General features: G+C 67.3%; 20 protein-coding genes. 10 read left to right on the forward strand and 10 right to left on the reverse strand.

Annotated features, from left to right (window positions below):
- Positions 1-9: 9 nt before the first annotated feature.
- The 4 genes from BLU77_RS03350 to BLU77_RS03365 are packed head-to-tail and all read right to left on the reverse strand — an operon-like array spanning position 10 to position 4,784.
- Entirely contained in the window at positions 10-1,590 is a 1,581-nt protein-coding gene (locus BLU77_RS03350) for an arylsulfatase (protein ID WP_089771687.1), read from the reverse strand.
- Between the two features lie 58 nt (positions 1,591-1,648).
- Positions 1,649-2,509: a carbohydrate ABC transporter permease gene (locus tag BLU77_RS03355; RefSeq protein WP_089771688.1), complete on the reverse strand. Its 861-nt coding sequence runs from the start codon at positions 2,507-2,509 to the stop codon at positions 1,649-1,651.
- A complete protein-coding gene (locus tag BLU77_RS03360; protein WP_089771689.1) occupies positions 2,509-3,453 on the reverse strand; it encodes a carbohydrate ABC transporter permease in 945 nt (314 codons plus the stop codon). The genes BLU77_RS03355 and BLU77_RS03360 overlap by 1 nt, the downstream gene beginning before the upstream one ends.
- The gene (locus BLU77_RS03365; protein ID WP_089771690.1) at positions 3,453-4,784 is read right to left on the reverse strand and encodes an ABC transporter substrate-binding protein; all 1,332 of its coding nucleotides are present in this window, start codon (positions 4,782-4,784) and stop codon (positions 3,453-3,455) included. The genes BLU77_RS03360 and BLU77_RS03365 overlap by 1 nt, the downstream gene beginning before the upstream one ends.
- A 353-nt stretch (positions 4,785-5,137) precedes the next feature.
- On the opposite strand from BLU77_RS03365, the gene BLU77_RS03370 reads away from it, so the two are divergent.
- Positions 5,138-5,503, forward strand: coding sequence for a MarR family winged helix-turn-helix transcriptional regulator (locus BLU77_RS03370; protein ID WP_089771691.1), 366 nt, complete (start codon positions 5,138-5,140; stop codon positions 5,501-5,503).
- 61 nt (positions 5,504-5,564) lie between these two features.
- On the opposite strand, the gene orn is transcribed toward BLU77_RS03370, so the two are convergent.
- Positions 5,565-6,236, reverse strand: coding sequence for an oligoribonuclease (orn, locus tag BLU77_RS03375; RefSeq protein WP_281242041.1), 672 nt, complete (start codon positions 6,234-6,236; stop codon positions 5,565-5,567).
- A gap of 154 nt (positions 6,237-6,390) precedes the next feature.
- Here orn and BLU77_RS03380 point away from each other — a divergent pair, with 154 nt between their 5' ends.
- The 6 genes from BLU77_RS03380 to BLU77_RS03405 are packed head-to-tail and all read left to right on the forward strand — an operon-like array spanning position 6,391 to position 13,527.
- Complete coding sequence (locus BLU77_RS03380) at positions 6,391-7,431, forward strand: LacI family DNA-binding transcriptional regulator (RefSeq protein WP_089771692.1); 1,041 nt, start codon at positions 6,391-6,393, stop codon at positions 7,429-7,431.
- A complete protein-coding gene (locus BLU77_RS03385) occupies positions 7,428-8,702 on the forward strand; it encodes an extracellular solute-binding protein (RefSeq protein ID WP_089771693.1) in 1,275 nt (424 codons plus the stop codon). Before BLU77_RS03380 ends, BLU77_RS03385 begins: the two co-directional genes overlap by 4 nt.
- Position 8,703: 1 nt before the next feature.
- Positions 8,704-9,633 (forward strand): carbohydrate ABC transporter permease, encoded by a 930-nt coding sequence (locus BLU77_RS03390; RefSeq protein ID WP_089771694.1) that lies wholly within the window; start codon positions 8,704-8,706, stop codon positions 9,631-9,633.
- Between the two features lies 1 nt (position 9,634).
- Positions 9,635-10,465, forward strand: a complete 831-nt coding sequence (locus BLU77_RS03395; RefSeq protein WP_089771695.1) for a carbohydrate ABC transporter permease — start codon at positions 9,635-9,637, stop codon at positions 10,463-10,465.
- 9 nt (positions 10,466-10,474) lie between these two features.
- Entirely contained in the window at positions 10,475-11,518 is a 1,044-nt protein-coding gene (locus tag BLU77_RS03400) for a glycoside hydrolase family 130 protein (protein WP_089771696.1), read from the forward strand.
- Positions 11,515-13,527 (forward strand): hypothetical protein, encoded by a 2,013-nt coding sequence (locus BLU77_RS03405; protein WP_089771697.1) that lies wholly within the window; start codon positions 11,515-11,517, stop codon positions 13,525-13,527. Before BLU77_RS03400 ends, BLU77_RS03405 begins: the two co-directional genes overlap by 4 nt.
- Positions 13,528-13,626: 99 nt before the next feature.
- Here the strand turns inward: BLU77_RS03405 and BLU77_RS03410 are convergent, their stop codons facing one another.
- The 4 genes from BLU77_RS03410 to BLU77_RS03425 all read right to left on the reverse strand — a co-directional run bounded on the left by BLU77_RS03410 (position 13,627) and on the right by BLU77_RS03425 (position 16,055).
- Positions 13,627-13,842, reverse strand: a complete 216-nt coding sequence (locus tag BLU77_RS03410; RefSeq protein WP_089771698.1) for a hypothetical protein — start codon at positions 13,840-13,842, stop codon at positions 13,627-13,629.
- 104 nt (positions 13,843-13,946) lie between these two features.
- Positions 13,947-14,564 (reverse strand): DUF998 domain-containing protein, encoded by a 618-nt coding sequence (locus BLU77_RS03415; protein WP_217632351.1) that lies wholly within the window; start codon positions 14,562-14,564, stop codon positions 13,947-13,949.
- A gap of 55 nt (positions 14,565-14,619) precedes the next feature.
- Positions 14,620-15,321 (reverse strand): ABC transporter permease, encoded by a 702-nt coding sequence (locus BLU77_RS03420; RefSeq protein ID WP_245708648.1) that lies wholly within the window; start codon positions 15,319-15,321, stop codon positions 14,620-14,622.
- Positions 15,318-16,055 (reverse strand): ABC transporter ATP-binding protein, encoded by a 738-nt coding sequence (locus tag BLU77_RS03425; protein ID WP_089771699.1) that lies wholly within the window; start codon positions 16,053-16,055, stop codon positions 15,318-15,320. Before BLU77_RS03425 ends, BLU77_RS03420 begins: the two co-directional genes overlap by 4 nt.
- A 41-nt stretch (positions 16,056-16,096) precedes the next feature.
- On the opposite strand from BLU77_RS03425, the gene BLU77_RS03430 reads away from it, so the two are divergent.
- Genes BLU77_RS03430 through BLU77_RS03440 form a run of 3 tightly spaced genes read left to right on the forward strand, consistent with a single transcriptional unit; the run spans position 16,097 to position 18,448 of the window.
- Positions 16,097-17,263, forward strand: a complete 1,167-nt coding sequence (locus BLU77_RS03430; RefSeq protein WP_245708649.1) for a sensor histidine kinase — start codon at positions 16,097-16,099, stop codon at positions 17,261-17,263.
- The gene (locus BLU77_RS03435; protein ID WP_089771700.1) at positions 17,260-17,904 is read left to right on the forward strand and encodes a response regulator; all 645 of its coding nucleotides are present in this window, start codon (positions 17,260-17,262) and stop codon (positions 17,902-17,904) included. The genes BLU77_RS03430 and BLU77_RS03435 overlap by 4 nt, the downstream gene beginning before the upstream one ends.
- Positions 17,905-17,914: 10 nt before the next feature.
- Positions 17,915-18,448, forward strand: a complete 534-nt coding sequence (locus BLU77_RS03440; RefSeq protein ID WP_089771701.1) for a DUF1697 domain-containing protein — start codon at positions 17,915-17,917, stop codon at positions 18,446-18,448.
- A gap of 12 nt (positions 18,449-18,460) precedes the next feature.
- On the opposite strand, the gene BLU77_RS03445 is transcribed toward BLU77_RS03440, so the two are convergent.
- Complete coding sequence (locus BLU77_RS03445) at positions 18,461-19,432, reverse strand: squalene cyclase (RefSeq protein ID WP_089771702.1); 972 nt, start codon at positions 19,430-19,432, stop codon at positions 18,461-18,463.
- Positions 19,433-19,482: the final 50 nt, after the last annotated feature.

Raw genomic sequence — 19,482 nt, forward strand, 5'->3', positions numbered from 1 at the left:
CTGCAGTATTCATCCTTCGTAGCCAGCCAGCACCTGATCTCTGGGAATGACGCCGTAGCGGGCCGCCCGATCTTCATACACCCCGCTCATCAGGCTCAACAGTCGGGGCTCGGCCGAAGCGAGGTTGTTGAGCTCGGTCCGGTCCTCGTCCAGGTCGTACAACTCCCATGGCTGGCCGTGCTTACGGACGGCTTTCCACCGCCCCCATCGCAATCCTGCGTTTCCTTCGTGCTCCCAGAAGAGCACGCGCGGGGGAGTGTCTGAACCGCGGAGCTCCGGCAGCAGACTTCGTCCCTCCGTCTGGGGTGAACCGGACCCCGGCGTTCGCCCCGCGCCTGCCACATCAAGCAAGGTCGTCGTGAGGTCGACCAACTGGCCCGGCGCCCGGCAGAGCTGGTGGCCATCGATACCGTTCGGCCAGTGCACGATGAGCGGAGTGGCGATCCCGCCTTCGTGGACCCAGTGCTTGTACTCGCGGAACGGAGTGTTCGAGAGGTTCGCCCACTCGCGGCCGTAACTGGTGAACGTGTCGGGCGGACCAGGGTTGATCTCGGAAGAGTTGCCGAAGCGAACCTCCTGGCCCGATCGGGTGGTCGCGGACACAAAAGGCAATCGGGTGAACCGTGTGTCCTGCCCGACGGGGACCTCTTCGGCGCAGCCCCCGTTGTCGGTGAGGAACACGATCAGCGTGTTCTCCAGCCGCCCCTGGGCGTCCAGCGCCTCCACGACCCGACCGATGGCAGCGTCCATCCGCGTCACTTGCGCCGCATAGGTCTGCATCCTGCGCGCTTGCCACTCCTGGTCCGGTGCGTCGTGCCACGAAGGGACGTGAGAGTCGCGCTCGCTGAGCCTGGCGTGGCCGTCCAGGATGCCTTCCTCCTCCAGGCGTTCGCTTCGACGTCGGCGCAACTGATCCCACCCCTCGGCGTACCGACCGTCGTACCGTGCAATGTCGTCCTCGTCGGCGTGCAGTGGCCAGTGTGGGGCCGTGAATGCGAGGTAGAGGAAGAACGGATCGTCCCCTCGCTCCCGGACATGCTCGGTCACGAACGTCGCGCCCCGATCGGCGATGGCATCGGTGTAGTAGAAGTCATCCGGAAGGGCTGACACGTCCACCGGATCTTCCCCGTCCATCAGAGAGACGGGTTCGTAGAACGAGCCGGCCCCGTGCAAGGTGCCGAAGAAGCGTTCGAAACCTCGGCGAGTCGGCCACGACGACTGTGGCGAGTCCACCTCCGCCGAGAGGTGCCACTTCCCGCTGAGATACGTGCCGTAGCCGGCATCCCGGAGTCGCTCCGGCAGTGTCGCGCAGTTCGCGTCGAGGTCCCCAGGGTACCCGTGCGGACGCTCGTCACCGGTGAGAATTCCGACGCCCACCTGGTGTGGATGAAGGCCGGTGAGGAGAGACGCCCGTGAGGGGCTGCACCGTGGCGAGCAGTAGAACTGCGAGAAGCGTGTGCCCGCCCGGCCCAGTCCGTCCAGCACGGGTGTGTCGATCTCGCCGCCGTAGCAGCCGATGTCGGAGAACCCCAGGTCGTCGGCAACGATCAGGACGATATCGGGTGATCGTCCCTCATCTGCGTGAAGCACTTAGCGTTGTCCTTTCGGTGTCGGTGCATTTTTTCTGTACAGTTCTTAGTTGATGTGGTTATCCCTTGATCCCGGAGGCTGCGACGCCATCGACCAGCATCCGTTGGAAGATCGCGAAGACGACGAGGACCGGAATGAGGGACAGTACGGCCATGGCCATGAGGGGTCCCCATGCTGATTCCCCGCCAGTGGAGTCGATGAACAGCCGAAGCGCGAGTGGCACGGTGTAATTGCTCTGACTGCTCAAGTAGATGAGCTGGCTGAAGAAGTCGTTCCACGTCCACAGAAACGTGAAGATCGCCGTCGTGAGGAGTGCTGGCAATGAGAGTGGCAGGATTATTCGCCGGAAGATGTGCACAGGGCTGCACCCGTCGACCGCCGCTGCTTCGTCATATTCGCGTGGGATTCCTCGGATGAATTGCACCATCAGAAAGATGAAGAATGCGTCGACTGCGAGAAATTTCGGTAGTGCGAGGGGAACGATCGTGTTGATCAGGTCGAGTGAGCTGAACAGTACGTATTGAGGGACGACCGTGACGTGGAACGGCAGCATGATGGTGACGAGCATGCTGGCGAAGAGCCATCGCTTCGCACGAAAGTCGAGGCGGGCGAAGGCATAGGCGGCCATTGAGCAGGAGATCAGATTGCCGATGATTGCCAGGGCGGAGATGACGAACGAGTTGGTGAAGAACACCCCGAACGGGTATTCCATCTGCCACCAGCCATCGGTGTAGTTGCCGAGATCCCATTCGGTCGGCCACAGGCTCGCTTCAGTGAAGATGTCGGTCTCAGCCTTGACCGAGGCCGAGAGCATCCATGTCAGCGGGTACAGCATCACGACCAGGCCGGCGCACAAGGCCACGTAGATCGCGATCCGCCGTACTGGGACTGACCGTTCCTCGAGCTTCGTTACTCGCATCAGGTATCCCTCCCGTCCTGATAGTGAACCCATCGCCGAGAGGTGAGGAACATGAATGCTGTGAAGACTCCGATGATGAGTAGGAGGACCCATGCCATCGCGGAGGCGTAACCCATCCGATAGTTTCCGAAACCCTCGAGGTAGATGTAGAGCGTGTAGAAGAGTGTGGAATTCACCGGGCCGCCCGTTCCGCCGCTGATGATGAAGGCCGGAGCAAAGGCCTGGAAGGACACGATTGTCTGCATCACCAGGTTGAACAAGATGAGTGGCGTGAGCAGTGGCAGTGTGATCACGGCGAATGTTCGGATCGCCCCGGCGCCATCCACTGCAGCTGCTTCCTTCAGTTCTGGCGGGATCTGCTTGAGCCCGGCGAGAAAGATCACCATGGGGGAACCGAACTGCCATACATGGAGGAAGATCAGCGCCCAGATCGCATACTCCGGGGTGGAGATCCATCCCGGGCCGTCGATGCCGACGAGCGCCAGGATGTTGTTGATCAGACCGTCGTTCCCGAAGATCTGCCGCCAGAGAATGGCGATCGCGACGCTGCCGCCCAACAATGACGGTAGGTAGTAGGCGCTTCGGAAGAATCCGAGGGCGCGGACCTTCTGGTTCAGCAGAACGGCAACAAGGAGTGCCACCGTGACCGAGAGCGGCACCGAGATCAGAACGTACATCGTGGTCACTTTGATCGATGCGAGATACCGCGGGTCGTCGGTGAACATCCGCTCGTAGTTGTCCAGGCCTACCCAGGACGGTGTCGAGAGCAGGTCGAAGTCTGTCATCGACAGGAACAGCGAGGCGAGCATGGGCCCTGCAGTGAGGAGTGCGGCCCCGAGCAGCCAGGGTGCCAGGAACGCGAACGCGGCGCGATTCTCGCGTCCGCGGCGCAGCGTTGGTCTGCCACGAGTGCGCGGTCGGGAGTCGTCGGTTCGTACCGCCATCAGCCGAGCAGCCGTTCCGCTTCGCTGAAGAACTGCTCAGTCGCTTCGCCGACGGTCGCCTCGCCATAGGCGACCTGCTGGTTCACGCGGTCGATCACCGGGTCGGTGCCGCCGAGGAGCTCGCTTGCGCCTGCCGGGTACATGGGTCGTGGAGTGGAGAACTCGATTGCCTCGGCAACGTTGTCGTACACCTTCTGGACCAGCGGATCCAACTCACCCGAGGCGGCGAATGCCTCTCGAATCTGGTTGTTGACGGGCACTCCGTGCCCGATCCCCATGGCTCTCGCCGCACCTTCGTCGTTCACCAAGAAGTTCAGCAGCTCAGCCCCCAGCTGGTGACTGGGTGATTCCGCCGCCAAGCCCATCCACTCGACCGGTGCCACCAGTTCGCGCCGATCGGTCGATGCGTCGTAGCGGGGGAAGGGGAGGAAGTCGAGGTCGTGGTCGGTCAGCGACGCGTATCCCTGAATGCCCTTCGAGGAGTAGGCGTACGCGATGGGCGCCTGGCCCGTGATGAGCGGAGAAGCCTCGAAGCCGCTTCCTTCGATGAGGCGCGGGTGGACGACGAGCTCGCGTTGGCGAAGGTCTTCCCAGAACTGCAACCATTCGCGGAGATCGTCGGATTCGAACGCGAGCGCACCATCGGTGGTGAACGCCTCCTTGCCTTTGGAGCGGACGAAGGCTTCGAACACGATTCCGTCGCCCCCGAACTCGGCCGATCCGAAACCATCGCTTCCGAGCGCGTCGGTGAGCGATTCGAGGAGTGTGACGTAGTCGTCCAGCGTCCAGTCCGGATCCGGGTCCGGTGCCCCGAGCTCTGCGAACACGGTCCGGTCGTAGATCAATGCAGGCTGGGTCGACAGGCCCAGGGGGAGGAAGAAGAGCTGATCCTCCAGCAGGCTCCCCTCGATCGCGCCTGTCTCGAGATTCGTGTCGTCGATCGTCTCGCCGAGGAACTCGGACAGGTCGTGCAGGGCGTTTCGGTCGGCGTACTCGCCCATCGTCGGCATGTACAGCTGGAAGACATCGGGCGCGTTGCCGCCTGCTACTTGGGTGGCAAGGCGGTCAAAGTAGCCCTCGAAGTTCGTCGGTTGAGTCTCGATCTCTACGCCGCGATCTTCGGCGAAGGCGGCGATGGCGTCGGACTGGCGCGTGTTCTGGTCGCCTTCGCCCCACCAGGTCACGGTCAGAGCGGAGCCCTCGGTGCCACCGCCGGCATCTTCCGGTCGAGAGCAACCGGAGGCGCCGATCATGGCCGCGACTGACGCGCCTGTGACGGTGAGGAAGCTGCGGCGGCGCAGCGCAGGTGTCCTGTATCCCTGAGATTTCATCGATTCTCCCGTTCCGATCCGTCTGGAGTCGATTGCAGATGTTGTCGTGGCGTCGGCTGAGCGCACGACGGCGGAGCGTGCGGCGCTGCCACGGTCACCGGGAGGATGTGGTGCCTCTGGAGTCCGAGGTCTGCAGCACGGTTTGGCAGGTGTGCCTGGACCGCTACACGTCGCTGTGATATTCGTTGGGTTAACCAACGTTGGCAAGACCAACGATATGAGATCGTGCGAGTCTGTCAAGTCCCACCGGAATAGGATCGATAGTCGTGAAACCGAAGCCGCCTCCGCCTCGCCCCATCCGTGGGCACGTCACCTGGCTGCTCAACCAAACCGGTCGGCGTGGGCGTCTTCTGGTGAACGAGCACCTCGCCATCCACGACTTCCGACCGCCGCCCTATGTCATGCTCCTGACGCTGCAAGAGTCCGGCGCCATGAGTCAGGCGGAGCTGGGGGCGCGCACGGCGCTGGACCGTAGCGACGTCACGGAGGGTGTCCGCCTACTCGTGGCGCGCGGTTGTGTCCGGCAGTCCGTCGATCCGCATGACCGCCGACGAAATGTGGTGTCGCTGACCCCCGCGGGCGACCGGATGGCCACTGACCTGCTTGCCGAGGTCGATGCGGCTCAAGCGGAGTTCATGGCGCCATTGGATGCCGATCAGCGTGAGCAACTTCGCGGCCTGCTCACGGTCCTCCTCGACTACCACGTCAGCCGGGAGTAATCGCTCCCGTCGGGCGCGCCGTGACGCGGCCGCGCAACGGGCGGCTGGCGGCGCTGCCCGCTCACGTGCTCGCTTGTGCGTCCGGGTCTGCCGGCGACGGCAGCGTGGGGGAGGAGGCAATCAGTGCCGCCGCACGCTGCGCAGACTTGGAGTCCGGCAGTTTGGAGTCCTCCGGGAACAGTACGGCCCGGTAGTACCGCAGCTCGTCGATGCTCTCGGCAATATCGGCCAGGGCGCGGTGCCCGCCGTCCTTCTTCGGGGAGTTGAAGTACGCCCGCGGGTACCAGCGTCGGGCGAGTTCCTTGATGGAGGAGACGTCGATGATCCGGTAGTGCAGGTGCCCGGTCAGTTCGGGCATGTCCCGCTCCAAGAACGCCTTGTCGGTTCCCACTGAGTTCCCTGCCAGCGGCGCCTTGCCCGGGTCCGGCACGAACTGCTTGATGTAGTCGAGCGTCTGTGCCTGCGCGTCTGCCAACGAGATTCCGTTCGGCAGCTCCTCGAGCAGCCCCGAGGTGGTGTGCATGGTGCGCACCACCTCGTTCATCTGCTCCACCACGCCGTCGGGGGGCGCGATCACGAGGTCCAGACCCGCGTCGAGGGTGTGCAACTCGGAATCGGTCACGATCACGGCGATTTCGATCAGCGCGTCGCCATGCAGGTCGAGGCCGGTCATCTCGCAGTCGATCCAGACGATCGGATCGCCGCGGCCAGGGGTCTTGGACGAAGAACTCACGCGCCTCACTGTATCCATCGCCGCCCACGCCGCTTGCCACAGCGCATGCGCCACCTCACAGAAGCCGATTTTCATCAAACGAATCAAACCGGTTGACCTGCAATCGTCAAACCGGTTAGCGTCACGATCGTCAGCCCAGCGAAGGAGGTGCGCAGTGCCCCAACAACCGAGCCCGGCGAAACCGACCATCGGCGACGTCGCCGCCAAGGCCGGCGTGACCAAGGCGACCGTCTCGCACGCCTTCAGCGGCCGCCGTCCGATCTCGGAGGCGACCAAGGCGCGCGTGTTCGCCGCTGCCGAGGACCTGCAGTGGCTGCCGAGTGCCAGCGCTCGCGCACTGGCCACCAGCCGCGCCAACGCGATCGGCATCGTGCTCGCCCGCGACCCGGCCATCCTCGCCTCGGACACCTTCTTCCCCGCCTTCATCGCCGGGGTGGAGTCGGTGCTCGCCGATGCCGAAGTGGCCCTGGTGCTTCAGGTGGCAGGCTCGCGTGAGGCGGAAGAGCGCGCCTACCGGGCGATGGCGAGCGGTCGTGCCGACGGCGTGATCATCCTCGATCTGCACCGCGCCGACTGGCGGGTGCCGTACGTGCACCAGCTCGGCCTGCACGGTGTGGTACTCGGCGCCTACGACGCCCCCAGCCCCTTCACCTGCGTGCGCACCGACGACGCCACCCCGATGGCCGAGATGGTCGACCACCTGCGCGGCCATGGCCACACTCGGATCGCCCACGTGGCGGGACCCTTGGACTACGTCCACTCCCACGTGCGCTCCCAGGCCTACGTGGCCGCCGTCGGGAGTGACGATCTGCTCACCGAGGGTGATTTCGGCGCCGGTAGCGGCCGTGACCGCACGGCTGAGCTGCTTGCTCGGCCCGAGCCGCCTACGGCCATCATCTACGCCAACGACACCATGGCGATCGCCGGCCTCTCTTATGCGCGCAGCATCGGTTTGTCAGTGCCTGCGGACCTAGCCATCGCCGGCTTTGACGACGACCACCTCTCCGCTCACCTCTCTCCCGCCCTGACCACCGTGGCCACCGACCCGACCGAACGTGGCCGGGTCAGCGCCACGGCACTGCTCGCCGACATCGCCGGCGAGCCCGCGCGCAATATCGAGCTCGATTGCACTCGCCTCCAGCTGCGCGACAGCACCCGTACTGCCCCCATCCCCCAAGGAGAAGAAGGACGATGAAGTTCACCAAGACTGCGGCGCTCGTCGGCGCCACCACCCTGATGCTTGCCGCCTGTTCCGGCGGCGGCGACGAGTCCGGCGGCGGGAACGATGCCGCTGCCGGCACCGGCCCGATCGAGATCTGGCTGTCCAACAACGAGGCTGAGATCGCCTGGGGCGAGGCGGTGGTGGAGGCGTGGAACGCCGAGAATCCCGACCAGCAGGTCACCGCCCAGGAGATCCCTGCCGGCTCCTCCTCCGAGGAAGCCATCACCGCAGCGATCACCGCCGGGACCGCCCCGTGCCTGGTGTACAACATCGCCACCGCCGCCGTCTCCGGTTGGGTGCAGCAGGGCGGCCTGGTCGACCTGAGCACCTTCGACGACGGCGCCTCCTCCATCGAGGAGCGCGGCGGTGACTCCACCACCGCTTACCAGACCGACGGGGGCTACTACCAGCTGCCATGGAAGTCGAACCCGGTCATGGTGATGTACAACAAGGACCTCTTCGAACAGGCCGGCCTCGACCCGGAGGACCCGGGGATGAGCACCTATTCCGACTTCCTCGACGGCGCCCGCCAGCTCGTCGACTCGGGCGTGGAGTCCGCCATCTGGCCCTCCCCGACGAACGAGTTCTACCAGCCGTGGTTCGACTTCTACCCGCTCTACCTCGCTGAGACCGGCGGCACGCAGCTCGTCGAGGACGGGGCCGCCACCTTCGACAACGAGGCCGGCGCCGCCGTGGCCGAGTTCTGGTCCACGATCTACTCCGAGGGACTCGCCCCGCAGGAGGCCGCCACCGACGACGCCATGGTCTCCGGGAACACCGCCATGCAGCTCGCCGGACCCTGGGCGATCGCCTCCTACGGCGAGGACGTGAACGTCGGGTTCATGCCGGTGCCGACATCGGGTGGGAGCGAGGAGGTCGTCACCTTCGCTGACTCCAAGAACATCTCCATGTTCACCGCCTGTGAGAACCAGGCCACTGCCTGGGAGTTCCTGAAGTTCTCCACCAGCGCCGAGGCCGACGGGCAGCTCCTCGAAGCCACCGGGCAGATGCCGATGCGCGTCGACCTGGCCGGCACCTTCCCGGACTACTTCGAGGCCAACCCCATGTACGCCGAGTTCGCCAGCCAGACCGAACGCGTGGCCGATGTGCCGAGCATCCCGAACTCCGTGGAGGCCTGGCAGGTGTTCCGCGAGGCCTACTCCTCGGCGGTGATCTTCGGCAACACCACCACCGAGGAGTTCCTCTCCGGTTCCGCTGAAGAGATCACCGGGCTCGTGGGCTGACATGAGCGTCGCGACCGCCCCTCCCGCGCGCACCCAGCGCGCGGGAGGCCCGCTCCGGAGCCGGCTGCTGGGCCGGAACCCCATCGGCTCGCTGTTTGCGCTGCCGTACATGGTGTTCGTGGCGGTGATCTTCGCCTTCCCGCTCGGGTTCGCCTGCTACATCGCCTTCCACGACTACTTCTTCACCGCACCCGGCGTGGAGGTGGAACGCCCCTTCGTGGGGTTGGACAACTTCGCCGCAGTGCTCACCGACCCCCAGGTGCTGGAGTCGTTCCGCAACACCGCCGTGTTCCTGGTGATCAACGTGCCCCTGACGGCGGTCGCAGCGCTCGTCCTGGCCAGTGCCCTGAATGCGGGGATCCGGTGGGCGGCCGCGTTCCGGGTGGCCTTCTACGTGCCGTACCTGACGGCGAGTGTCTCCCTGGTGGGCGTGTGGATGCTGCTGTTCTCCTCCGGCGGGCTGGTGAACAGCGTGCTGGGTCCGCTCGCCCCGGACCCGTCCTGGCTGGTGAACTCCGCACTGGCGATGCCGAGCATCGCCCTGTATGTCACCTGGAAGCAGCTCGGCTTCTACATCCTGCTCTACCTCGCCGCCCTGCAGAACATCCCCTCCGAGCTGCACGAGTCCGCCGCCACGGACGGCGCCACCACCCTGCAACGTTTCCGGCACGTGACCATCCCCGGCGTGCGCAGCGCTACCACGCTGGTGCTGATCCTGGCCATCATCACCGGCGCGAACCTGTTCACCGAGCCGTATCTGCTCACCAACGGCGGCGGCCCGGACGGGGCAAGCACCACACCCGTGTTGCTCATCTACCAGCAGGGGATCCAGCAGCAGAACCCGGACACCGCCTCGGCCATCGGCATGCTGCTGGTGATCGCCGTCGGGCTGCTCTCGCTCACGGCCAACCGACTCACCAGGGAGACCTGAGATGACACGGACCACGACCTGGTGGCGTTACGTCCTGCTCGCCCTCGCAGCCATCGTCTTCGCATTCCCGTTCTACTTCATGGTGGTGGGCGCCTTCCAGGAGAACCCGACCAACACCCCGGACGAGATGTTCCCCACCTCCGGTTGGACGTTCGGGAACTTCACTGCCATCAACGCCCGGATCGACCTGCTCGGCTCACTGGCGAACTCCCTCATCTTCACCGCCGGGGTGCTGCTCGGCACTGTCACCTTCGGGCTGCTCGCCGGGTACGCCCTGGCCCGGCTGGACTTCCGCGGCAAGAGCGCCACCTGGGTGCTGATGATGCTGGTGCAGATGGTGCCCTTCCAGCTGCTGATGATCCCGCTGTACGTGCAGATCACCCGCAGCTACGGCCTCGGCGACACCTACCTCGGGATGATCCTGCCGTTCCTGATCAACACCACGGCCGTGTTCATCTTCACCCAGTTCTTCAAGGCTCTCCCCAAGGAGATGTTCGAGGCCGCGCGCATCGACGGTGCCTCCGAACTGCGCATCCTGCGCTCAGTGGCCGTCCCGATGGTGCGGCCCGCGCTGGTCACGGTGGTGCTGGTGACCTTCATCGGCCCGTGGAACGAGTTCCTCTGGCCGTTCCTGATCACCAAGGACACGTCCCTGCAGCCCCTGGCCGTCTCCCTGGCGAACTACATCTCCAACGCTGCCCAGTCCACCGCCAACCCCAACGGGGCCATCCTCGCCGGCGCCACCGCGCTCGCGTTCCCCGTGGTGATCCTCTTCCTGCTGTTCCAGCGGTACTTCACCGCCTCCGACATCGGCGCTGCCGTCAAAGGCTGAAAGGAATCCATGTCTACCGTCCCCTCCACTGAGCCCGCCACCGCGTCCACGGTGCCCAGCATCTTCACCGGGGCCACGTTCCCGCTTGGCCCGTTCACCCCGTTCGAGGGCAACCCGATCCTGCGGCCCCGCGGGAACTCCTGGGAGTCGGCCAACCTGTACAACCCGGCGGCCCTCGTCGACGGCGACGAGGTGCTGCTGCTCTACCGCGCGCACGCCGAGGACATCGTCTCCCACATCGGCCTGGCCCGGAGTAAGGATGGCTACCACTTCGAACGCGAGGACACCCCGATCCTGTCCCCGAGCGAGGACTACGAACGGTACGGCTGCGAGGACCCGCGGATCGCCGTCATCGACGGCACCTACTACCTCACCTACACCGGCTGGGATCGCCGCAGCGCCCAGCTGTGCCTGGCCACCTCCACCGATCTACGCACCTGGACCAAGCACGGGCCCCTGTTCGAGGACTTCGACACCTTCAAGACTATGGATCCGCGCGGCTTCAACTGGTCCAAGGCCGGCGTGATCGTGCCCTTCCAGATGCAGGGCCAGTGGTGGATGTACTTCGGCGAGGGCGGCATCTACTGGGCCACCAGCGACGACCTCATCCACTGGACCCCGGGCACCCCCGACACCGAGCCGATGTACGTGCCCACCCCCGGTTCCTTCGACGCCGACCTGGTCGAGATCGGCACCTCCCCGGTGCTCGCCGACAACGGCCTGCTGGTGTTCCTCACCAACGGCGCCACGCGCACCGTGCACGAGGACGGGAGCGTGGACGTGGACTACCGGTGCGGTCAGATCGCGATCGACCCGGACAATCCCACCCGGGTGCTCGCCCGCCTGCAGGAGCCGTGGTTGCGGCCACAGACCTTCGAGGACACCCACGGGCTGGTCTCCAACGTCACCTTCGTGGAGGGCCTGGTGACGTTTGACGGGAAGTGGTTCGCCTACTATGGCCAGTCCGACACCACGCTCGCTGTGGCCGTGCACGATCCCGCCATGGGCTGGGGTTCCTCGGTCACGATTCCCGACGGCGGAGGGTCACGATGAGCACGTCACGTCGCGCGTTCCTGGGGCTCGCTGCCGGGACTGCCCTCGGCACGGGGTCGGCCCTCACCGCACCGTCCCTCGCTGTTCCTGCCGCTGCTGCTCCCGGCCGCCCGGGAGGCGCCGCCCGCCTGACGAACCTCGATCACCTGCGGTTCCTGACCGACGAGGTGCCACTGCCTGAGCTGGAGCACCACCGCACCTACGATCAGGGCAGCCCCGGGCTCGCCCCCTGGACCTATGCGGACTACGACGGCGAGACGTTCACCCGCGTCGGCGGCGGCACCCTCGACCCGGACACCGGGCACTGGACCCAGGGCGCCTACAACGCCGACGACATCACCCGGGCCGCCGTCGTCTTCCTGCGCGACTGGCAGGCCGGCGGCGACCCGCGCAGCCGGGAGCACGCCGTCGGGACCCTGCGCACGCTCGCCTACCTGCAGAACGACTCCGGCCCGGACGCCGGGCGGGTGGTGCTCTGGCAGCAGGCCGATGGCACGCTGAACCCGAGCGCCGAACCGGTCGAGTACCCCGACCCATCCGACTCGGCCGAGTCCTACTGGCTCGCGCGCACCGTGTGGGCCTTCGGGGAGGGGTACGCGGCTTTCCATCGCACCGACCCGGCGTTTGCTGCCTTCCTCGCCGGCAGGCTGCACCTGGCGCTCGCCGCGCTCGGCGAGGAGTCGCTCGCCCGGGTGGGTGAGACCGTCACCAGCGACGGCGTGGATCTGCCCGACTGGTTGATCGCCGGCGGCGCGGACGCCACCGCTGAGGCGGTGCTCGGGCTGGTCGCCGTGCACCAGGTGGATCCCGACGATGCGGTGGTGGCCGAGGCGTTGCGCGACTACGCCGAGGGCATCGCACGGATGGGCACCGGCACCGACGCGTGGCCGTTCGGTGCCGTGCTGCCGTGGACCGGGTCGCTCGGGTTCTGGCACGGCTGGGGCGCGGCCGCACCCGAGGCGCTCGCCCGCGCCGGAGGTGTGCTGGGCCGGGCGGACCTGGTGGACGTGGCGGTCGCCGACGCCGGATCTTTCACCCCGCTGCTGCTCGCCACCGGTGGCCCGGCGAATGCCTGGGCGCCCACTCCGGCCGAGGCGCAGATCGCCTACGGTGTGCACGGTCGGGTGGTGGCGGCGCTCGCCGCCTCGGACGCCACCGGCGGGCCCGGGCTCGCCGAGGTGGCGGCGCTCGCTGCCGGTTGGTTCTTCGGCGCCAACCCCGCCGGTGAGCCGGTATACGACCCGGCCACCGGGGTCACCGTGGACGGGATCGAACCGGACGGGCGGATCAACCGCAACAGCGGCGCCGAGTCCACCATTCACGCCCAGCTGGTCATGCTGCTCCTGGACGCCCATCCCGAGGTGGCGGCGGCCGCTGTGGCGATGCGGGAGATCACGCACCTCCACGGGGTACGGGTGGTCGAGGCCGAGACGGCGACCCTGAGCGCCGGGTGCGTCGTGGAACGTCCCGACACCGGCGCGTGGACCGGGGAGGGCAACCTCTCCGGCGGTGCGTACGTGAGCGTGCCCGCGGGGGAGTGGGTGGAGCTGCAGATCGACACCCCTGACGGCGGCTGGCTGCACCCGATCGTGTGGCAGCGTGCCGAGGAGGCAGGTCATGCCGAGTGGGAGATCGTCGACGGCCCCGTTCTCGGATCCACACCAGCCGGCGGTCTCGGCGACGCCGGGCTGACCGAAGCCCCCGGCGCGCTGCGACCGCTCCCGCTGGATCGGCCGATCCCGGCCGGACCGGTGCGGGTGCGGTGCACCAGCGCCGGAAACCTGCGCCTGGACGGGGTGCTGATCCGGCCCGCGGTGGCCGGCGCCGTGTACCGCACCGAGACCGGCGAGACGGCGCTGTACGTGAACGCCGGTGACGATGGGGTGCGCACCGAGCCACTCACCGACGGGACGGGCCGTACCTTCACCGTGCGGGGCGCCCAGCGTGGCCGGGCCGAGGCCGGGGACCGCGTGCGCGTGGCCGGGGGCGGCTTCACCATCACCCGGTAGGGCACAGCAGGGCCCCGCAGGAACGAAGCCTGCGGGGCCCTGGTGTTCTGTCAGCGCGTCAGCGCCAGCCGCCACCACCGAACGACTGGCGCGACGGCGTCAGCTGGCTCGGATGTAGTCGGGGTTCTCCTCCTGCTGTTCAGCAACTGTGCCCTGGACAGCAAAAAGGCGGCCGGTGGACCGACCGCCTCGAGTGAGTTGCGCGATGATCTTCCGGATCCTCAACTCCCGCAGGATCGTCCTGCGGTGGGTGAGCTCGGCGAGTCGCTGCCTGTGCTCGAGGCGGTGTATGTCGTAGACGACGATCGGGTGCATGGGTGGATCCTGCTTTCGTGGTGGTGTGGACGTACCCGGCCGGGCACGGTGACCACCCTGGCAGGGGCGCCTCTCCTGGTCACGGCTTTTTCCGCCGTCGGCGATCAGGCTGAGATGGCCAGTAGCACGGCGAGCCACGACCATCCGACGAGAATGGTCAGCCGCTGCCACAACCCAGTCCTTGCGGAGTCGTTCTCCCACGCCTGGCCGAAGGCGAGGAACCCGACGGTCACCACAGCGGCGATCACCGCTGAGTACACCCGAAGAGGGTCGCTCAGCTGCGGCGTGAAGGTCGCGATCCCCGCAGCGATCGGTACTGTGGCGAAGACCACCATCCCGGCGTGATCATGCAGCTCGTGGCGGCGCGAGAACGACGCTGGATTCCCGGCAGGAGTGCCCGGTGGGTAGCTCCGCATCGGGTCCATCGTGAACACGCCGGAGGCGATGAGGGCCATCCCGAACACGCCGATGCCGAGTGTCAGCAAGATGCTCACCTCGATCAGTGCGAGGCTTCCGATGGCGATCCCGCCCCCGCAGACTATGAAGTTGGCCTTCTGTAGCCATCCTCGGCCTCCCAGCGCGAGTGCGCTGACAGGGTGGTAGTCGGGTCGGTATCCGGTACGTGTCCATCCATCGACGGTGAACACGAGCATGAACAGCACGGCAGCGGTCGCGCCCGCCCACCCCACTGCGTCGACGATCCCCAACCCGGTCACTCCCACCGGAACAGGGCAGCGGAGATGGCGAACCCGAGCACCGCCGTCACGGCCATGCCGATCAGGGGTGTCGCCTCCAGTGGGGCACCCACCCACGCTGCGCCGAGGGACTGGACGGCACCACCGAACGGAAGCACCTCGCCGACCGTCTGCAACCCCTCTGGCAGGGAGCCCGGGCCACCGAACATGCCCCGAGCGCACCGAGAGCGAAGAACGCCACCAGGCCGATCGCCACGGCCGAGTTCGGCGTCGGAGCCACCGAGGCCACCACCATCCCGACGCTGTACATCGCCAGGCTGGCGAGGGTGAACGACCCGATCGCTGCCGCCAGATTCTCCGGTGGGCCTGCACCGAAGGCGAGCGCTGCCACGGCCAGGGCGATACCGATGCCGAGGGCCGCTTGGATCAGGCTGACCACCAGCTGCGCAACCAGGACCAGGGCGGGGGAGGCGGGCGTCACGGCGAGCCGGCGCAGAATGCCGGTGCGCCGGTAGTAGGCGAGGAAGCTCGGCATATTCACGATCGCGATCATCGCGATCACGATGGTCAGCGCCAGCGGCAGCACGAACACCTCCAGGGCGGTGCGACCGTTCTGCACCACCTGTTCGCCCGCGCTCGAGGCGCTCATCAGCAGGATGAGCAGCGGCAGCCCGAGCGGCACGATCAGGCCGGAGGTGTCGCGAGCGACCATCTTGGCCTCGCACACCACCAGCGTGCGCCAGGCGCGCAGACCTGGACGCTGAGCCTGGATCTCCGTCGTCATCGAACCTCCTCCGGTTCTTGCCCTGTGAGGGCAACGAAAGCCTCGTCGAGCGAGGAGACCCCCGCTCGATCAGTGAGACCTTGCGGCGTGTCGAGTGCTTCCACCTGCCCAGCCACGAACAGCGCCACCCGGTCGCAGAGCGCCTCCACCTCCTCCATGGCGTGACTGACGAGCAGTACGGTCACGCCGCCCGCCCGCAGGTTCTCGATCGTCCGCCACATCTCGCGCCTGGCGCGAGGATCCAGCCCGGTGGTCAGCTCGTCCAGGATCACCACCCGTGGCCTCCCGACCAGAGCGAGCGCGATCGAGAGCCGCTGCTGCTGCCCACCAGAGAGCTTCTCGAACCGGGTGGTGGCCTGCTCGGTGAGGCCGACCTGCTTGATCAACTCGCCGGTGGGCACCGGGCGTGGGTACAAGCTCGAGTAGAGGCCGACCAGCTCGGTGACGGTCAGCGACCCGTGCAGGGCCGATGACTGCAGCTGCACTCCCAGCACCTGCCGGACCTCCCCACGATCGACCGCAGGGTCCAGTCCGAGCACCCGCACCTGCCCCGCATCGGGCCGGCGCAGGCCGGCGATCATCTCCACCGTGGTGGTCTTTCCTGCCCCGTTGGTCCCGAGGATTCCGAACACCTCGCCCCGGTGGACGCCCAGACTGATCCCGGCCACCGCCGTCGTGCTGCCGTAGCGCTTGTGCAGATCGATCGCCTCGATCGCCAGGTCATGAGAAGTCATATCTGAACGCTAGGGAACCGATCGCTCGTGCACAGGTGCCGGTGGTCACCACTGCGACCCATGACTTCTGGCACGGGTGCCAGACGCAGCCTCGCCCGTACGCTGAGGGGATGCGGCGGATGGGGTCGGACGAGTGGGCGGGCCTGGTGATGCTCGCTGTCGCCGTCGGTGTCTCGCTACCCGTCCTGCTTGGTGCTGTGCCTACTGATATCGGGCGCGGCGCCTGGACCGGGATATTGATCGCGTTCGTACTCTGCCTGCTGCTCGCCGTGATCGCCCTCGGTCCCCGGAGCCGCTACCTGGCGCTCACCGGGGCAGTACTCTCCTCGTGGGCGCTCGTCCTCGCGGTCGGCGCTTCGGGGCTGGTGGCCGTGATCCTCGTGGTCGTGGCTGCGGTGAGCGCGTATCTGGTGCCTGTTCGGGTGGTCGCCGGCATCGTCGTCGCCAATACCGTGGTGCTCTGGATCGCACATCTGCCGGTGGAGGCGTTCGGTGAGCCGCTCGCGATGGTCGGCTTCTATCTGCTGATCCAGATCGCTTCTGTGCTCAGCTCCCTTGCCCTCATTCGGGAGCAGCGGATGCGCCGCGATCTGGCACATGCGCACGTGGAGCTGCAGACGGCTGCCGTACTGATGGAACAGTCGGCACGATCGGCCGAACGGCTGCGGATCTCCCGAGACCTGCACGACCTGATCGGGCACCAGCTCACCGTGCTCACGCTGGAGCTCGAGGCCGCGCGGCACCTCCCGGGGGAGCGCTCCCGCGAGCACATCGACCGCGCCGACTCGGTGGCACGGGACCTCCTCGCCGACGTGCGGCACACCGTCTCCGAGCTGCGCGAGGCACCGTCTGATCTTCCGGCGGCGGTGCACCGGATGGTCGCCGACATCCCCGGCCTGAACGTACGCCTCGACCTCGAAGCCGATGTCAGGCTTGACGAGGAACGCAGTGCCGCGGTCCTGCGAGCCGTCCAGGAGATCGTCACCAACACGCTCCGGCACGCCGAGGCGAGCACCCTGACGATCCAGATCGCCCGCCACGGGCAGGAGGTGGTCCTGACCGGGGTCGACGACGGCCGTGGGGCCGACCGCCCCACCTGGGGCAACGGGCTGCGCGGAATGGCCGAACGCCTGACCGACCTGGGCGGCAGGCTCGACATCGATGGCGCCCGCGGCTTCACCGTCACCGTCCGGGTTCCGGCCACATGACGCGCGTCGTGGTGGTCGACGACCAGGCGCTGGTGCGCCAGGGAATCCGGACGTTGCTGACGATCGCCGAGGTCGACGTCGTCGGGGAGGCCGACGATGGTGCACGGGCCGTGGAGGTGGTGGCCGCCACCGGCCCCGACGTGGTGCTGCTGGACCTGCGGATGCCGGGCCGGGACGGTATCTGGGTGCTGGAAGAGTTGCGGGCGCGCGGCGTGGACGTTGCCGTGCTGGTGCTGACCACTTTCGACGACGACACCCTGGTGCTCCAGGCTCTGGCGGCCGGGGCGCGCGGTTACCTGCTCAAGGACGTCACCGTGGAGCAACTCACCGATGCGGTACGCACCCTCGCCGACGGCGGAACGCTGGTCTCCCCGTCACTCACCGACCGGATGCTGCGGGCCATCCGCTCCGGACCGGTGCCGCAGAGTGTGCAGAATGCCGTGGTCGAGGACCTCACCGCCCGTGAACTCGAGGTCTTGCGGCTCGTGGCCGAGGGGCACAGCAACCGCCAGATCGCGGGCACACTCCACCTGGCCGAGGGCACGGTGAAGAATCACGTCTCCACGGTGCTGGTCAAGCTCGGCGCGAGGGATCGCACCAATGCTGTGCTGCGCGCCCTGCACCACGGCATCCTGCGATAGCGTCCTCATCATGAGGACGCAGGTGGTGCTGCTGCGCGGGGTGAACGTACAGGGCACGACGATGACGATGGCCGACCTGCGCGCCACCCTGGACGCGGCCGGATTCCCAGGCGCGCGGACCGTGCTCGCCAGCGGCAACGTGATTCTCGCCGACGACCGGCCCGGGGAACAGATCCGTGAGCTGGTGGAGGTCGCTCTGCGGGACCGGTTCGGCTATGACGCCTGGGTGCAGGTGGTCGAGCAGGACGAGCTGGCCCGGATCGCCGCCGACTACCCGTTCGACACCGACGAGTCCACGCACCATCCGTACGTGGTGTTCTGCCGGGACGCCGGCGCGCTCGCGGCGCTGCAGGAGACGGTCCACGGCCCGCCGGAGCGGGCCGACGACGTGGAGCGGGTTGCTGCAGGGGAGCGGGTGCTCTACTGGGAGACCCCCAAGGGGCGCAGCCTGGACACGCCGATCGCCAAGGTGCTGGCACGGAAGCGGTTCAAGGCGGACACCACCACCCGCAACCTGCGCACCGTCCGCAAGCTCCTCAACTGAGCCACCGGCGGATCAGGAGCTGGGGGAGCGGGAGTCCCACCAGTCCAGCACCCGGCGGGCGTAGAACGTCAGCCACTTGGACGATTCACCAGCCGGAACATCGATCTCGAACCACATCCGGCCCGGGTGTCGACCCGCCTGCACCCAGGTGCCGTCCGGTTGCTCGGCCGCCCGGATCATTTCGATCGCCTCGGCCATCCGCGGGTCCGGCCCGCGCTCCTCGGCGAGGCAGACCGCACGGAAGTAGTCACATCCGCGGAGCACGTTGTAGGACCACCGCAGCGGATACCGGAACCGGGTGACCCAGTCGCCGACCGGTTCACCCGTGCTCAATCGCCGGAACAGGTTCCGCGTGAGCAGGTACTCCTCACCGGCATGCCGGGCGTCCCGGAGCGCATCAGCGCCGCCCGTGGTGTTCTCCCACTCGAGGATCCCGACCAGGCTGTTCAAGGTGGAGTGGAAGGAGGACCGGGTCGAGCCTTCCACCCACTCACAATTCCAGCCGCCGTCGGGCAACTGCCGGGCGACGAACCACTCCGCGACCGGCGTGACATCCACTCCGAGCCAGGCGCCGTTGGCGAGCGTGAAAGCGTTGATGCAGGCATCCACCTCACCGCCCCAGTAGGGCAGGTCGTCGTACTCCCAGCGGCTGTTCGCCGCCAACCGGTCAGCGGTGTCGCCGAGTGCCGACGGCGGAACTCCCCACTCCCGGAGTGCGTTCAGACTCCATGTGGTCGCCGTCCACGGCTGCCCCTCGGCGTCGAACAGCTCACTGGAGAAGTCGGCCGGGAAGTATGCCCCGCCGGCCCACTGGCCGTCGGCGTCCTGGTGGGCCAGCAGTCGGGCACCGAAACCCTCGGCCGCCACGCGAGCGCGGGTCGCCTGCCAGACCCGCTCCGGCTCGCCGGCGAGATCGCGCTCCACCTGCCAGCGCAGCGCCGGGTCGGAGTCGAGCAGCCAGTCGGTCAGGGACGACGCCGTCATGGGCGCTCAGCGTACTCAGCCCCAGCGCGACGGCAAGGGCTGAGTACGCG

It is taken from the genome of Ruania alba (genome assembly GCF_900105765.1).
GTDB classification, from domain to species: domain Bacteria; phylum Actinomycetota; class Actinomycetes; order Actinomycetales; family Beutenbergiaceae; genus Ruania; species Ruania alba.